The 13,594-nt window shown below is 65.8% G+C and carries 15 protein-coding genes; 8 read left to right on the top strand and 7 right to left on the bottom strand.

Annotated features, from left to right (window positions below; translation table 11 throughout):
* Nucleotides 1–97 precede the first annotated feature (97 nt).
* Nucleotides 98–1,108, top strand: a complete 1,011-nt coding sequence (folP, locus tag RBB18_RS22675) for a dihydropteroate synthase (RefSeq protein WP_103761671.1) — start codon at nucleotides 98–100, stop codon at nucleotides 1,106–1,108.
* A 36-nt stretch (nucleotides 1,109–1,144) separates the two neighbouring features.
* Here folP and RBB18_RS22670 read toward each other — a convergent pair whose 3' ends face one another.
* A complete protein-coding gene (locus RBB18_RS22670) occupies nucleotides 1,145–2,068 on the bottom strand; it encodes a DMT family transporter (protein ID WP_103761672.1) in 924 nt (307 codons plus the stop codon).
* 102 nt (nucleotides 2,069–2,170) lie between these two features.
* Here RBB18_RS22670 and RBB18_RS22665 point away from each other — a divergent pair, with 102 nt between their 5' ends.
* Nucleotides 2,171–2,335 (top strand): hypothetical protein, encoded by a 165-nt coding sequence (locus RBB18_RS22665; protein ID WP_306112568.1) that lies wholly within the window; start codon nucleotides 2,171–2,173, stop codon nucleotides 2,333–2,335.
* Nucleotides 2,336–2,395: 60 nt separating this feature from the next.
* Here RBB18_RS22665 and ilvC read toward each other — a convergent pair whose 3' ends face one another.
* Complete coding sequence (gene ilvC / locus RBB18_RS22660; RefSeq protein ID WP_306112569.1) at nucleotides 2,396–3,418, bottom strand: ketol-acid reductoisomerase; 1,023 nt, start codon at nucleotides 3,416–3,418, stop codon at nucleotides 2,396–2,398.
* 154 nt (nucleotides 3,419–3,572) lie between these two features.
* Here ilvC and RBB18_RS22655 point away from each other — a divergent pair, with 154 nt between their 5' ends.
* From RBB18_RS22655 to RBB18_RS22640, 4 genes are all read left to right on the top strand, one after another.
* Nucleotides 3,573–4,031 (top strand): Lrp/AsnC family transcriptional regulator, encoded by a 459-nt coding sequence (locus RBB18_RS22655; RefSeq protein ID WP_103761674.1) that lies wholly within the window; start codon nucleotides 3,573–3,575, stop codon nucleotides 4,029–4,031.
* The gene (locus RBB18_RS22650; protein WP_103761675.1) at nucleotides 4,028–4,486 is read left to right on the top strand and encodes an Lrp/AsnC family transcriptional regulator; all 459 of its coding nucleotides are present in this window, start codon (nucleotides 4,028–4,030) and stop codon (nucleotides 4,484–4,486) included. Before RBB18_RS22655 ends, RBB18_RS22650 begins: the two co-directional genes overlap by 4 nt.
* Nucleotides 4,487–4,691: 205 nt before the next feature.
* Nucleotides 4,692–5,036: a hypothetical protein gene (locus tag RBB18_RS22645; RefSeq protein WP_103761676.1), complete on the top strand. Its 345-nt coding sequence runs from the start codon at nucleotides 4,692–4,694 to the stop codon at nucleotides 5,034–5,036.
* 161 nt (nucleotides 5,037–5,197) lie between these two features.
* Entirely contained in the window at nucleotides 5,198–6,325 is a 1,128-nt protein-coding gene (locus RBB18_RS22640) for an aminotransferase class V-fold PLP-dependent enzyme (protein WP_306112570.1), read from the top strand.
* A 24-nt stretch (nucleotides 6,326–6,349) separates the two neighbouring features.
* Here RBB18_RS22640 and RBB18_RS22635 read toward each other — a convergent pair whose 3' ends face one another.
* The 3 genes from RBB18_RS22635 to RBB18_RS22625 all read right to left on the bottom strand — a co-directional run bounded on the left by RBB18_RS22635 (nucleotide 6,350) and on the right by RBB18_RS22625 (nucleotide 9,026).
* The gene (locus tag RBB18_RS22635) at nucleotides 6,350–7,033 is read right to left on the bottom strand and encodes a M50 family metallopeptidase (RefSeq protein ID WP_306112571.1); all 684 of its coding nucleotides are present in this window, start codon (nucleotides 7,031–7,033) and stop codon (nucleotides 6,350–6,352) included.
* Between the two features lie 2 nt (nucleotides 7,034–7,035).
* Nucleotides 7,036–8,238 (bottom strand): UbiH/UbiF family hydroxylase, encoded by a 1,203-nt coding sequence (locus RBB18_RS22630; RefSeq protein WP_306112572.1) that lies wholly within the window; start codon nucleotides 8,236–8,238, stop codon nucleotides 7,036–7,038.
* Between the two features lie 143 nt (nucleotides 8,239–8,381).
* Nucleotides 8,382–9,026 (bottom strand): pyrimidine 5'-nucleotidase, encoded by a 645-nt coding sequence (locus RBB18_RS22625; RefSeq protein WP_306112573.1) that lies wholly within the window; start codon nucleotides 9,024–9,026, stop codon nucleotides 8,382–8,384.
* Between the two features lie 105 nt (nucleotides 9,027–9,131).
* Between RBB18_RS22625 and RBB18_RS22620 the strand changes: the two genes are divergently transcribed.
* Nucleotides 9,132–9,782, top strand: a complete 651-nt coding sequence (locus RBB18_RS22620) for a GntR family transcriptional regulator (protein ID WP_103761679.1) — start codon at nucleotides 9,132–9,134, stop codon at nucleotides 9,780–9,782.
* Here the strand turns inward: RBB18_RS22620 and RBB18_RS22615 are convergent.
* Entirely contained in the window at nucleotides 9,756–11,672 is a 1,917-nt protein-coding gene (locus RBB18_RS22615) for a glycosyltransferase (RefSeq protein ID WP_306112574.1), read from the bottom strand. The two genes, RBB18_RS22620 and RBB18_RS22615, sit on opposite strands and share 27 nt — an antisense overlap.
* Nucleotides 11,673–11,760: 88 nt before the next feature.
* Nucleotides 11,761–12,909, bottom strand: a complete 1,149-nt coding sequence (gene carA, locus RBB18_RS22610; protein WP_103761681.1) for a glutamine-hydrolyzing carbamoyl-phosphate synthase small subunit — start codon at nucleotides 12,907–12,909, stop codon at nucleotides 11,761–11,763.
* Nucleotides 12,910–13,104: 195 nt separating this feature from the next.
* Between carA and RBB18_RS22605 the strand changes: the two genes are divergently transcribed.
* Nucleotides 13,105–13,566, top strand: a complete 462-nt coding sequence (locus RBB18_RS22605; protein ID WP_103761682.1) for a GatB/YqeY domain-containing protein — start codon at nucleotides 13,105–13,107, stop codon at nucleotides 13,564–13,566.
* The last annotated feature ends 28 nt before the right edge of the window (nucleotides 13,567–13,594 follow it).

Raw genomic sequence — 13,594 nt, 5'->3', positions numbered from 1 at the left:
TTACAAGCCGTCCCGGACCTGATCCGGGACCTCCCAGCCGCCTGACACCCCGTCCCGGGCTTGACCCGGGACCTCGCTGACCCGAAGAACACCCGACATGCCCTACTACCGCCCCATCCCCCGCACCGACCACGCCCGCCCCGACACGGCCCGGACCCTGGCGGGGGGCTGGTGCTGGTTCGACACGGTCGAGGAACTGCACCGCGACGCGCCTCCCCGCCTGATCCCGGCGCAGGACGCCCCGCCCGAGGTACTGTCCCGCTTGACCGGCCCCCGGGCGCCCGTCACCGGGCTGGACATGGCGCGCCCCGCCCTGATGGGCATCCTCAATGTCACGCCCGACAGCTTTTCCGACGGCGGCCAGCACAACGCGCCCGACGCGGCGCTGGTCCGGGCCGAGGCGATGACCGCCGCGGGGGCCGAGATCATCGACATCGGCGGCGAATCCACCCGCCCCGGCGCCGCCGAAGTGCCCATGGACGAAGAGATCGACCGCACCGCCCCGGTCATCGCGTCCCTGCGCCAGCGCTCCGGCGTGCCCATCTCCATCGACACCCGCAAGGCCCCCGTCGCCCGCGCCGCGCATCAGGCCGGCGCAAGCCTCGTCAACGACGTGGCGGGCTTCACCTTCGACCCTGCCCTGGCGCCCTTCTGCGCCGAGGCCGGCCTGCCGGTCTGCGTGATGCACGCGCAGGGCACGCCCGACGTGATGCAAAAGGATCCGCGCTATGACAACGTCGCGCTTGACGTATTTGACTGGCTGGAGGAACGCATCACCGCGCTGGAACACGCAGGCATTCCCCGCGACCGGATCATCGCCGACCCCGGCATCGGCTTCGGCAAGACACTGGAGCACAACCTGACGCTGCTGCACAACCTGGCGCTGTTTCACGGGCTGGGCTGCGCGGTGCTGCTGGGGGCCTCCCGCAAGCGCTTCATCGGGACGATCGGCGGCACCGAAGAGGCCCGCCACCGCGCCCCCGGCTCCATCGCCGTGACACTGGCCGGGGTGGCGCAGGGCATCCAGATCCACCGCGTGCATGACGTGGCCGAAACGTCGGAGGCGCTCAAGCTGTGGATGGCCGCCACCGTCGCTCCGGAAAATTAGAAATTTTACGGCCTGATAAAATTCGTACGAATTTTATCAGGCGCCGAACAGCCGCCGCAGCGCCCCCAATTGGCTGAGCGCCACGCCCCCGAGGATCAGCGCGAGGCCAAGGTAGAGGCTGGGCGGCAATGCCTCGAACAGCACCACCGCGCCGAAGATGATCGACCAGATCGGCACCTGGTAGTTCACGAGGCTCAGAAACACCGGCCCGGCGTCACGGATCACCTGCACCAGCAGGATCTGAGCCACGCCCGTCGGCAACAAGCCAAGGTATATGAGCGCCCACAGCACCCGGCCCTGCGGCATCTCTGGCAGGCCCTCGACCGCCAACGCATAAGGCATGAACACCACCGCCGCGACCGTCAGCACGGCAGCGGCCAGCGACAGCCGGTCCACCTCCGGCGCGAGCCGCGTGAAGATCGACCCGACGGCATAACACCCCGCCGCCGCGACGCAGGCCAACCGCGCCAGCATCTCGAACTCCGCGCCTGTGGATCGCAACGCCTCTGGCCCGATCAGCACGGCCACACCCAGCGTGCCCATCACGAAGCCCACCGCGCGGCGCAAATGCATCCGCTCGCCCGGCACCAGAAAATGCGCCAGCGGCAGGACCAGCAGCGGCACTGCCGCCATGCAGACACCCGCGAAGCCCGACGCGACCACCTGCTGGCCCCAGCTGAGCAAAAAGAACGGCAGGGCGTTGGAGAAAAGCCCCATCGCCACGATGAACGCCCAAAGCCGCCCGGCCTGAGGCCCGCGACGGCGCGGCAAGCCCCGGCCCGTCGCGCGGCAGAGCACCAGCAGGAACACCGCCCCAAGGGTCAACCGCACCGCCACCACCGTCAGCGGCCCGACGCCTTGCAAAGCCACGCTGACCGCCATGAAGGACGCGCCCCAGATCATGCCCAGCGCGCAGAGCCTGAGCCAGTTCACCGGCGCGACGGCAATCGTCTTTTCCATTCAGATCAACTCTCCGGTCATGTGGGTGCGTGTCAAAGCGTCCCGAGCGCATTGTCGTTCGTCGCGGCCCAGCCACCTCTTGAGACCGAAAGGAGGCGCATTATGGATATAGCCATCGGCGCCGCGGCCCTGTCGATCATCACCTTGGTGATCGTTCTCATCTTGGCCGCGCGCAACAAGCAAAAGACCGAAGAGCGAAAGAAAGATCCCGACATCCCGCCAAGTTCGCTTGCCAAGGACGGCGACGCGCACAAGCCGGTCGACTGACAAGAACGAAAAGAGCCGGCGCAATTGACCGGCTCTTTCCTTTTTTGGGTGCGGATGGCCTCAGTTTTTCTCTTTGTCGACCATCTTGCCGGCGGAAATCCACGGCATCATGGCGCGCAGCTTCTCGCCCACTTCCTCGATCTGGTGCGCATCGTTCATCCGGCGCGTGCCCTTGAAGAACGGCTGGCCGACCTTGTTCTCGGTCATGAAGTCACGCACGAACGCGCCGGTCTGGATGTCGTGCAGGATCGCCTTCATCTCCTTCTTGGTCTGCTCATAAGGCAGAACCCGCGGGCCGCTGACATATTCGCCATACTCGGCCGTGTTCGAGATCGAGTAGTTCATGTTGGCGATGCCGCCTTCGTAGATCAGGTCAACGATAAGCTTCACCTCGTGCAGGCACTCGAAATAGGCCATCTCGGGGGCATAACCCGCCTCGACCAGCGTCTCGAAGCCCATGCGGATCAGTTCGACGAGACCGCCACAGAGGACCGCCTGCTCGCCGAAGAGGTCGGTTTCGCACTCTTCGCGGAAGTTGGTCTCGATGATGCCAGACCGCCCGCCGCCGATGGCCGAGCAATAGCTGAGGCCCAGCTCCAGCGCCTTGCCCGAGGCGTCGTTGTGCACGGCCACGAGGCAGGGAACGCCGCCGCCCTTGGTGTATTCGCCGCGAACGGTATGGCCGGGGCCCTTGGGCGCCATCATGATGACATCGACGCCGTCCTTGGGCTCGATCAGGCCGAAATGCACGTTCAGACCGTGGGCAAAGGCAATCGCCGACCCTTCTTTCAGGTTGTCATGCACGTAGTTCTTGTAGGTCTCGGCCTGCAATTCGTCGGGCATGGTGAACATCATCAGGTCGCACCAGGCCGCCGCCTCGGCAATGCCCATGACCTTGAGCCCTTCGCCTTCGGCTTTCTTGGCCGAGAGGCTGCCCTCGCGCAGCGCCACCACGAGGTTCTTGGCACCCGAGTCGCGCAGGTTCAGCGCATGGGCGTGGCCCTGGCTGCCATAACCCAGGATGGCAACTTTCTTGTCCTTGATCAGGTTGATATCGCAATCGCGATCGTAATAGACGCGCATGGTTCTCTCCTTTGTCGTCAGATGACGTGGAAGATGACGAATGTTTCGCAAGAGATCCCGACTTTCTGGGTATGATTTTCCAGATTGATGCGATAATCATTCACTATTCTTCAAATACTCAAAAATTCCATGCTCCGGACACCCTGCCAAACACATGCAACTCGACGACACAGACCGCCGCATCCTGCGCCAGTACCAGCATGACCCGACGCTCGGCCCCGCCGAGCTGGCGGGGCTCGCAGGCGTGACGCCCGCCACCTGTGCGCGACGGCTGGACCGGATGGCGCAGGCGGGGCTTCTGCGCGGCAACCACGCGGTGATCGACTGGGCAACGCTTGGCTACAGCGTCGAGGTCTCTTTGCGCATCACGCTCGACAAGACCGTGCCCACCGCGTTCGACGAATTCACCGAGGCCGCGCGCGCCATCCCCGAGGTTCTGGAAATCCAGTCCTTCCTGGGCCGGGTCGACACCCGCCTGTCGGTCATCGCCCGCGACATGGCCCATTACCAGGAGATCTATCGCACCGCGATCCTCACCCTGCCCCACATCACCGATATCGAGGCATTGATGCACGTCGCGCAGATCAAGACCGACGAGGTGCTTCCCCTATGATCGAACTGGACACGACCGACCGCCAGATCCTGCGCGCGCTGGTGAAGGACGCCACGCAATCGGCGGGCGCCATCGGCCGTGCCCTGGGCCTCAGCCAGCCCGCCGCGTGGCGCCGCATCAAGCGACTGCGCGACGCGGGCATTCTGAAAACCCAGCGGCTCGACCTCGACAAGGAGGCGCTGGGGTTCGGCGTCACTGTCTTTCTGGGCCTGAAACTGGCCACCAAGGGCCGCGTCAGCCTTGCCGATTTCGAACGCGCGGTGTCTGCCATCCCCGAGGTACAGACGGTCGAGCATATTCTTGGCCTCTACGACTATCGCCTGCGCGTCGTGGCCCGCGACATCTCGGATTTCGAGCGCGTGCTGCGCCGCCGCATCATGACTCTTCCGGGCGTCGGAGACGTCGAGGCGAACGTGCTCCTGAGCGAGGAACGTCGCCCCGGCCCGATCGGCTGATATCACCACGGCTGTATACTGCGGCATGCCTGCATGCCAAAGTATTCTTTAATTACATAGACTTATTCGCCCTCCGCATGACGGGTATGCAGAATCGGCGGCTAGCCGCGCCCCCTGCAACACATCTATGCTGCGTTGCAGAATTAGCGTGCCGACCCGGCATTCCACGAGGTCGGTAACCACCTGCAACCGAACGAGGTACCCCATGAAAACGATCCTGACCGCCGCCGCCCTTGCCCTGACAGCAACCACGGCCATTGCCGATACCGTCACGCTGACACGGGCGAATGCCGGCGTAACCCTGCATGAAACCGATGCCGACATGAGCGTCTACTGGATCGAGGATGGCGACGCCTACGCACTGACCGCCACATATGTCACCGGCGAGGCGCCCGCCGATCCCGCACGCCTGCGGATGCACCTGTCGGATGGCGACACGGTGACCTTCGGTCTGCCCGGCGTGCAGGACCGCGTGTTCACCTTCGCCCGCGACGGCGAAACCGTCTCGGTCCGGTCGGCCCGCGTCAGCGTCGATTACGCCAGCAAGTAAGTCCGGCCTTCGGTCGTGCTCCGCCGCGGCGCCCCGTGCGTCGCGGCGTTCTCATGTGCGGCGTGCTGAAAAACACTTCGGCGTGACGGCATGACGCCCTGTCATCCCGCCGCGCGTCGAGGCATACTGCCGCCAGTTTTCCAAACCAGGACAGGACGCTCATGACCGCTCTTCGCCCCGATATCGACCCCGACGGCCTGCTGGAATATTCCGTCGTCTTCACCGACCGCTCGCTCAACCACATGAGCAAGGCGTTCCAAGGGGTCATGACCGACATCTCGGCCATGCTGAAAGAGGTCTACAACGCCTCTGCCGTGGCCATCGTGCCCGGTGGTGGTACCGTCGCGATGGAGGCCGTCGCGCGCCAGTTCGGCCATGACGCCCATGCGCTGATCGTGCGCAACGGCTGGTTCTCCTATCGCTGGAGCCAGATTTTCGAGGCCGGACAGTTCACCTCGGACACGACCGTCTGCATGGCCCGCCAGACCGGCAACGGGGCACAGGCCCCCTTTGCCCCCGCCCCGATCGAGGAAGTGACGGCGAAGATCCGCGAAGCCAAGCCCGACGCCGTCTTCGCGCCGCACGTGGAAACCAGCGCCGGCATCATCCTGCCCGATGACTACATCACCGCGTTGGCCGAGGCCGCGCATGAGGTGGGCGCCCTGATGGTGCTCGACTGCATCGCCTCGGGCTGCGCCTGGGTCGATATGAAACAGACCGGCGTCGACGTGCTGATCTCCGCCCCGCAAAAGGGCTGGTCGGCCTCGCCCTCCGCTGGTCTGGTGATGATGTCCGACCGGGCACTGGAGCGGCTGGAGGCGACCACCTCCAACAGCTTCGCCATCGACCTCAAAAAATGGCACGCGATCATGCAGGCGTATGAGAACGGCGGTCATGCCTATCACGCCACCATGCCCACCGACGCGCTGCGCGGGTTTCGCGATACCATGCAGGAGACGAAGGACTTCGGCTTTGAAAAACTGCGGCAGGCGCAATGGGACCTGGGCAATTCGGTACGTGCCATGCTGGCCGACAAGGGCGTGACATCCGTGGCGGCCGATGGGTTCGGCGCGCCGGGCGTGGTGGTCAGCTACACCACCGACCCCGAGGTGCAAAACGGCAAGAAATTCGCCGCCGAGGGCATGCAGATCGCCGCCGGCGTGCCCCTGCAAGTGGGCGAGCCCGACGGGTTCATGACCTTCCGGCTGGGGCTTTTCGGTCTGGACAAGCTCTATGACGTCGAGGCCGCGAAGGCCCGGCTGAAAGAAGTGTTCGACAAGGTTCTTTAGCCAACGCGCGGTCTCAGGGCGCAGCTAGCTGCGCCGCCGCAACCGTATATTGCTGTTCGCCCCCAGCCCCCGGCGCAGGCACATCCAGATCACCCAGGCGCTGGCCACCAGCCACAGACCGCCCCACATCCAGGTGGTGCCGCCGAACTCCTCGGCCAGCATCCGCGCGTCGGAATGCAGCCAGCCGCGCGCAATCGTGTCGCCGTAGATGTCCAGCGGCACGTAGATCATGCAGGCCAGCCCGATCACCCTCAACATCAGGTCGTTCACGTCCCTCGGCAGGTACTTCGCCGCCAGCAACATCGCCGCGCCCGTCCCGGCCCCGAACACCAGCGCGAAGGGCGCCCGAACGTAAAGCACCGTCACCGCCAGCAGCGCGACCCCCAGCACGCCCAGCACCTTCCGATCCGCCCGCGTGCGCACGGCGGCCATGAAGAGCACCACGCCGATCAGCAGCGAGCCGAGATAGCCCGCGCTCAGACTCCAAAACCGGCTGCCCCCGCGCGAGGTCACCGCCCCGCCCTGCATCGGGTCGAGCGTCAGGTCCAGAACCTCGCCGCCGGTCAGAAGCACGGCCAGCACGTGGCCCAGCTCATGCAGAAACACCACCAGCAGTTTCAGCGGGATCACCACGGGGGTCCGCCACAATAGGGCAATCGCAGCAACGAGCAGCAGCAACTGCCAATGGCCGCGCAGAAACGCCTGCATTCTCAGCCCCTTGCGCCGAGACCAAGCTGCATCAGCGTCTTGCGCACCGGGGCCAGCCCGTAAAGCGCGTTCAACGCCTGCATCCGCGCGTCGCGCAGCACCGGCGCGCTGACCATGGACGCGCGGTTCAGCACGTCGATGCCCGTGACCCGCGCCATCACGTCCCAGTGGCGGCGCTTGTGATAGGTCTCCAGCATGTCGCGGTCGCCCAGACTGTCGGGATGTGCGGTGGCCAACTCCAGCAGCACGTGCAGATCGCCAAGCGACATGTTCAGCCCCTGCGCCCCGATGGGCGGCACCACATGCGCGGCCTCGGCCACAAGGGCGATCCGCTCGCCCGCCATGCGCTCGGCCACCTGGGATATGATCGGCCAGACCGTCCGGCGCGAGGCCAGCGTCAGCGGCCCGAAAAGGTGGCAGGACCGCGTGCTCATCTCCACCTCGAATTGCGCCACGTCCAGGCCGGCCAGCCGCTGCGCCTCGGGACCTTCCTCCATCCACACCACGGCGGACGAGGGCCGCCCCTCGTAATCCGGCAGCGGGACCAGCGTGAAGGGGCCGCCGCTGCGGTGGATCTCTGTCGAGACGTTGTCATGCGGGATCGGATGGGTCACCGCGAAGGCCAGCGCCTTTTGGCCGTAGCGCGTTGTTTTCACGGGAATACCGGCAGCCTCCCGCATGGGCGAGCCGCGCCCATCGGCGGCCAGAACCAGCCGGGCACGCGCCTTGGTGCCGTCACTCAGGCTTACCCGCGCCTCGGCCTCGCGGGTAAAGAGGGTTTCCGCGGCCACGCCGGGGCGAAACTCCACGGTGTCGAGGCTGTCCAACTGCGCCACCATCTCGCGCCGCAAGAGCCAGTTGGGCAGGTTCCAGCCAAAGGGCTTTTCCGAAATGTCGCCCGCATCGAAATCCTTGACGACGCGCGGCTCCGCCACGTCGCCGCCCGCGTCAACGATGCGCATCACCTGCAAAGGCGCCGCCTCGGCGTCCAGCCGGTCCCATATCCCCGCCTCCGCCAGAAGCGCTTGCGCCGGTTGCAGAATCGCGGTGGTGCGCAGGTCCGATCCTTCGGCATCGCGCTCGGTCACCGGCGGGGCCGGATCAACGCACAGCACGCGGAACCCGGCGCCCCCGAACAGGGCCGCCGCCGACAGCCCGGCCACGCCGCCGCCGGATACGATGATGTCGAAATCGAATGGGCGCATGTTTCCTGCCTCCTTCGCGTTCAACATAGGCCGCGCGTGACGCGGTCACCAGCGGCATCGGAACGCAGCGCCAGATAAATGATTAATCGATCACGGTCAGTGCCTTGCATGACGTACCCGACTCGACACATGAAGTCCTCCGCCTAGACCAGCCGCGACAGAAATCCTGACAGATCGTCGGTATGGTGATGCACGTGATCGGCTTCGACCACCTCGGGGCCGACCAGCACGGTCCGCATCCCCATCGCATGTGGCGCCGCAAGGTTGCGCACGTCATCCTCGAACATCGCCGCCCGTGCCGTGACGACGCCATCGGTGGCAAAGACCCGGTCGAACGCCGCCCGGTCCGGCTTGGGATGGAACCCGGCATGTTCCACGCCGTAGATCGCGTCGAAAAGACCCTCCAGCCCCCGCGCCTCGACCACGCGCTGCGCATAAGGGGCCGAGCCGTTCGTATAGACGATCTTGCGCCCCGGCAGCGCCCGGATATGCGCGGCCAGCTCCGCGTCCGCTTTCAGCACGTCGAAGGATATGTCGTGCACATCCGTCAGGTACGGCCCCGGGTCCACGTCATGCTCTCGCATCAGCCCGGCCAGCGTCGTGCCGTGCCGCCGCCAGTAGTCCAGCCGCAGCCGGTCGGCCTCGGCCCGGTCCACACCCAGCGCGTCCATCACGAACTGCGTCATCCGCACTTCGATCTGGTCGAACAGGCGCATCTCGGGCGGGTACAGCGTGTTGTCGAGGTCAAAGACCCAGGTCTCCACATGCGCGAAGAATTCTTTCGCCATCGTTTCCATCCGCTCTTTATTGTCGCAGGGCCCTGCAAGGCTTGCACCCCGCGCCCTGCCCCGCATACTCTCATCCATCGAAACCAGATAACAAAAGAGAGTGCGATGACCATAGCCGCGCCGCAGAAAGATGCCTACCACCTGATCCTCGAGGCGATCGACACCGGTGATTACAAGCCCGGCGACCGCCTGGTGGAAAGCGACCTGGCAGAGCGGTTCGGGGTGTCGCGCACGCCGATCCGCGAGGCGCTGCAACGGCTGGAAACCCAGAGCCTGCTGACCCGCGACGGCCGCAGCCTGATCGTGTCGTCACTGGATCACAACCAGCTGGCAGAGCTTTATGTCGTGCGCGCCGAGTTGGAGGGGCTGGCCGCCAACCTGGCCGCCCGTCATGCCGCGCCGGAAGAAGTGCGCGTGCTGCGCGACATGGTCACTGACGATCACGCCCTGATTGACGATCCCAAGGCGATGGCCCGCGCCAACCGGCGCTTTCACAAGCAGATCCACCTGTCCTCGCACAACCGCTTCCTGGTGCAGCAGCTGGACCTGGTGCATCGCTCCATGGCGCTGATGGCGACCACGTCTCTGGCCGCTCTTGGCCGCCCCGAGGATGCGCTGGCCGAGCATGACGCCATCGTCACCGCTATCGAGAACGGCGACGCCGAGGCCGCGGGCGAGGCATTGCGCGCCCATATTTCCAAGGCGTTCGTGACCCGGTTGAAACTGGATTCAGGGGAACTGGGCACGCTGATCTAGGGGCGATTTCACGGCCGGCGGAGGCGCCACGTCCAGCGACAGGCCATGCGCGGTCTTGTCCCAGAAGAACGGCTTCAGAACCAACTCGTAAAGCGCCTTGTAAGCAGCGATCGCCCCCAGCGGCTGATAGAAATGCATCGTCGGCACCCAGACCATCAGGTGACGATGCTTTAGGCCCATGACCGAGCTGAGATAGATCGTCAGGTTCAACGCCTCGATCACAACGAAAAGCCCGGCGCAAACGGCCATCACGGCACGCGGCAGCACCGGGTCCAACGGGTGCGGAAGGCCGAAGAACACGAGCCAGCAGGACCACAGCAGCGGCGCCAGCATCACCTGGCTGACCGCGGTCACGAAATGCGCTTGAAAGCCCCAGAATTTCCATGCCCCCAACTGCCGATAGAGCAGCCCGGGGCGCCGCATGTGCACCAGGTAGGTCGTCATGTAGCCCTTCAGCCAGCGCGAGCGTTGCTTGACCCAGGCCCAGGGCCGGCAATTCGCCTCTTCCTCGGTGACGGTGGCGACCATCTCGGTCCGGAACCCATGGCGGGCCAGACGAAAGCCAAGGTCGGCATCCTCGGTCACGTTATGCGCGTCCCAGCCGCCCAGCGCCTCCAGCGCGTCGCGCCGGAAATAAAGCGTCGTGCCGCCCAGCGGGATGGCAAAGCCCAGCCGCGCCATTCCGGGCAGGATCGTGCGGAACCAGGTGGCGTATTCGATGGTGAAACACCGCGCCAGCCAGTTCTGACGCGGATTGTAGTAGTCCAGGGCCCCCTGCAGACACGCCACCTCGGGCGGGGCCTGCTGGAAATGCCGCGCCACACGGGTGATCTGGTCGGCTTCGGGCGCATCCTCGGCGTCGAAAATCCCGATGATGTCACCCTCGCAGAAATCCAGCGCATAGTTCATCGCCCGCGGCTTGGTGCGCGGCTGTCCGTCGGGCACCACCACCACCCGGATCCAGCTGGGCAGGTCGATCTGCGCCAGCGTCGCGCGGGTCATGGCGTCTTCCTCTTCCAGAACCAGCACCACGTCGAGCAGGCACTTTGGATAGGTCAGCTGCGTCAGCCGCGCCACCAGCGCATGCGCCACCTCGGTTTCGCGGAACAGCGGCACCAGGACCGACACCCTTGGCAACGGGGTCTTGTCGTCGGCCGGCGGCACAACCGGCGCGACCGGCCCCTCGGACATACGCGCCACGAAGGCCAGCAGCTTGAACACCCCGGACACGGCCAGCGTGACGACCGCCCAGCCCATCATCAGCGCCAGCATCGCCCGCGGGAAAACCAGTGTCAGCGCGATCAGTCCGATCACCGCCATCGTCACCAGCGCCAGTCGCCGCGCATGGCCCTGCGCCCAGCTGCGGCAGCTTTCGATGACCGGCACGCGGGCCTGGGCCGCCCGTGTCAGGATGTCGTCGCAATGATCCGCCACGTGGGACTGAACCACCTCGCGCGGGGCGATCAGAACGCGGGCCTGCCGCAGGTCTTCCGGAAGGTGCGCGCGCGCAAGGGCCAACGCCTCGGGCTCGCCGGTCACGATGGCGGGCTGGCCATCGCGGTCGGTCACCGGGAAGACTGCATGACGCAAAAGGACCTGGGGGGCGGCGTCCACAGCAATGGGCGGCAGTGCCGCGAGTTCATCCGCGGCGACCTGGCGCGAGCGGAAGCGGCGGACGTGCGCATCCAGAAGATCGCCTTTCGTCACCAGCCCCTCGGCGACAAGGATCCGCCCCATATCCGCATCGCAATGCCGGCGTACCTGGCGTGCAAGCATCGCGTCCCGCGCGGGAAGCGTTCCTCGGCGCACCAGGTCGGTTTCCACCGCCCCGGCCTCCATATCGGCTGTGTCCTCGGACAAGCCGAGCTGGCGCAGTTCCGAAATCCCCATATCCGTCTGCCCTTCTGCGTGACGGAAAAAGGGCTACCAAAAGAAGGTTAACACAACGTAAAAAAGGGGTTAACGCGGCGGACGCGCCCTAGCGGTCCATCGACGCCGCGAACCGCTCGAACAGGTAAAAGCTGTCCTGCGGGCCGGGGCTGGCCTCGGGGTGATGCTGCACCGAGAAAACCGGGCGGTCGGCCATGCGGATGCCGCAGTTCGATCCGTCGAACAGCGATACATGCGATTGCACCACGCCCTCTGGCAGGGTCTGGCTGTCCACGGCGAACCCGTGGTTCATCGACGTGATTTCGACCTTGCCGGTCGTAAGGTCCTTGACGGGATGGTTCGCGCCGTGATGGCCGTGGTTCATCTTGATCGTCCGCGCGCCCAGCGCGAGGCCCAGCATCTGGTGACCGAGGCAGATACCGAACATGGGCAGGTTCTTTTCCAGAACGCCGCGGATCATCGGCACGGCATATTCGCCCGTTGCCGCCGGGTCGCCGGGGCCGTTCGACAGGAACACGCCATCGGGGCTTTGCGCCAGCACGTCCTCGGCGGTGGCCGTCGCGGGCATCACCGTCACCTCGCAGCCCGCGCTGGCCAGGCAGCGCAGGATGTTGCGCTTGGCGCCGTAATCAATCGCCACGACCTTGTGCCGGGCTTGCGTCTGGCGCGGGAAACCGTCGGGCCAGGCCCAGCGCATCTCGTCCCAGCGATAGCTTTGCGCACAGGTCACCTGCCGGGCCAGGTCCATGCCTTCGAGCCCGGCAAAGGCCCGCGCCTTGGCGACCAGCGCTTCGGTGTCGAACTGGCCGTCCGCGCGGTGTGCGAGCGCCACGTGCGGCGCGCCCTGCTGGCGGATGGCCCGCGTCAGACGGCGGGTATCGACGCCGCCGATGGCCACCCGGCCCCGCCGCGCCAGCCACTCGCCCAGCCGCTCGGTCGAGCGCCAGTTCGAGGGCTCCGTCGGGTCCCATTTCACGACCATGCCCTCGGCCACTGGATCGGCGGTCTCGTCATCGTCGGGGTTCACGCCCACGTTGCCGATATGCGGAAAGGTGAAGGTCACCACCTGCCCGGCATAGCTGGGGTCGGTCATGATCTCCTGATAGCCGGTCATCGCGGTGTTGAAGCACAGCTCGGCCGCGACCTCGCCTTCGGCCCCGAACCCGCGCCCGTAGAACAGCGATCCATCGGCCAGGGCAAGACAGGCGGTCGGACGGGCATCGGGCGCGTGCGTCATCGGGGATTCTCCATCGGGCAAATTGCGCGGAACCTATGGTCACCCGCGCGCGCGGTCAAGGCCGCGTTTCGCGCCGCAACGTCATTCGCGCCGGTCAACAAAACAAGGGCCGGGCTGGGTGTCACAGCTTATTGCACGGCGTTTCGCTTTCCAGTAGTGTGGCACGCTTACGGGATGACAAGAGGATACCCTGACATGGGATTGCGCGAGCGCGTGAACGACGCCCTGAAACAGGCCATGAAAGACAAGGACAGCACGCGGCTCGGCACGCTGCGGCTGATCAATGCCGCGATCAAGGATCAGGACATCGCCCGCCGTGGCACCGACAATGACACCGGCTGTTCCGATGGCGATATCCTCGCCATCCTGGGCAAGATGACCAAGCAGCGGCAGGAAAGCGTCCGCGCCTACGAGGAAGGCGGACGTCTCGACCTCGCGCAGGAAGAGCAGCGCGAGATCGAGGTGATCGAGGAATTCCTGCCCCGCCAACTGGACGAGGCGGAAGTCACCAAGGCCATCGACTCCGCCATCGACAAGACCGGCGCCAGCTCGATCCGAGACATGGGCAAGGTGATGGGCCACCTCAAGGAAAACTATACCGGCCAGATGGATTTCGGCGCGGTGGGCCCGCGGGTCAAGGACCGGCTCTGCGCCTGAGACGCGGCGCGGGGGGGGGGGGGGGGGG

It is taken from the genome of Roseovarius sp. MMSF_3298 (assembly GCF_030733705.1).
Classification (GTDB): domain Bacteria; phylum Pseudomonadota; class Alphaproteobacteria; order Rhodobacterales; family Rhodobacteraceae; genus Roseovarius; species Roseovarius confluentis.
The sequence above is the reverse complement of the archived record's forward strand: the minus strand, read 5'-3'. Positions and strand labels throughout refer to the sequence as shown.

Excerpts from the sequence above, each read along its gene's own strand:
- folP (WP_103761671.1), top strand. The coding sequence starts at position 98 with ATGCCCTACTACCGCCCCATCCCCCGCACCGACCACGCCCGCCCCGAC.
- RBB18_RS22670 (WP_103761672.1), bottom strand. The coding sequence starts at position 2,068 with ATGGAAAAGACGATTGCCGTCGCGCCGGTGAACTGGCTCAGGCTCTGC.
- RBB18_RS22665 (WP_306112568.1), top strand. The coding sequence starts at position 2,171 with ATGGATATAGCCATCGGCGCCGCGGCCCTGTCGATCATCACCTTGGTG.
- ilvC (WP_306112569.1), bottom strand. The coding sequence starts at position 3,418 with ATGCGCGTCTATTACGATCGCGATTGCGATATCAACCTGATCAAGGAC.
- RBB18_RS22655 (WP_103761674.1), top strand. The coding sequence starts at position 3,573 with ATGCAACTCGACGACACAGACCGCCGCATCCTGCGCCAGTACCAGCAT.
- RBB18_RS22650 (WP_103761675.1), top strand. The coding sequence starts at position 4,028 with ATGATCGAACTGGACACGACCGACCGCCAGATCCTGCGCGCGCTGGTG.
- RBB18_RS22645 (WP_103761676.1), top strand. The coding sequence starts at position 4,692 with ATGAAAACGATCCTGACCGCCGCCGCCCTTGCCCTGACAGCAACCACG.
- RBB18_RS22640 (WP_306112570.1), top strand. The coding sequence starts at position 5,198 with ATGACCGCTCTTCGCCCCGATATCGACCCCGACGGCCTGCTGGAATAT.
- RBB18_RS22635 (WP_306112571.1), bottom strand. The coding sequence starts at position 7,033 with ATGCAGGCGTTTCTGCGCGGCCATTGGCAGTTGCTGCTGCTCGTTGCT.
- RBB18_RS22630 (WP_306112572.1), bottom strand. The coding sequence starts at position 8,238 with ATGCGCCCATTCGATTTCGACATCATCGTATCCGGCGGCGGCGTGGCC.
- RBB18_RS22625 (WP_306112573.1), bottom strand. The coding sequence starts at position 9,026 with ATGGCGAAAGAATTCTTCGCGCATGTGGAGACCTGGGTCTTTGACCTC.
- RBB18_RS22620 (WP_103761679.1), top strand. The coding sequence starts at position 9,132 with ATGACCATAGCCGCGCCGCAGAAAGATGCCTACCACCTGATCCTCGAG.
- RBB18_RS22615 (WP_306112574.1), bottom strand. The coding sequence starts at position 11,672 with ATGGGGATTTCGGAACTGCGCCAGCTCGGCTTGTCCGAGGACACAGCC.
- carA (WP_103761681.1), bottom strand. The coding sequence starts at position 12,909 with ATGACGCACGCGCCCGATGCCCGTCCGACCGCCTGTCTTGCCCTGGCC.
- RBB18_RS22605 (WP_103761682.1), top strand. The coding sequence starts at position 13,105 with ATGGGATTGCGCGAGCGCGTGAACGACGCCCTGAAACAGGCCATGAAA.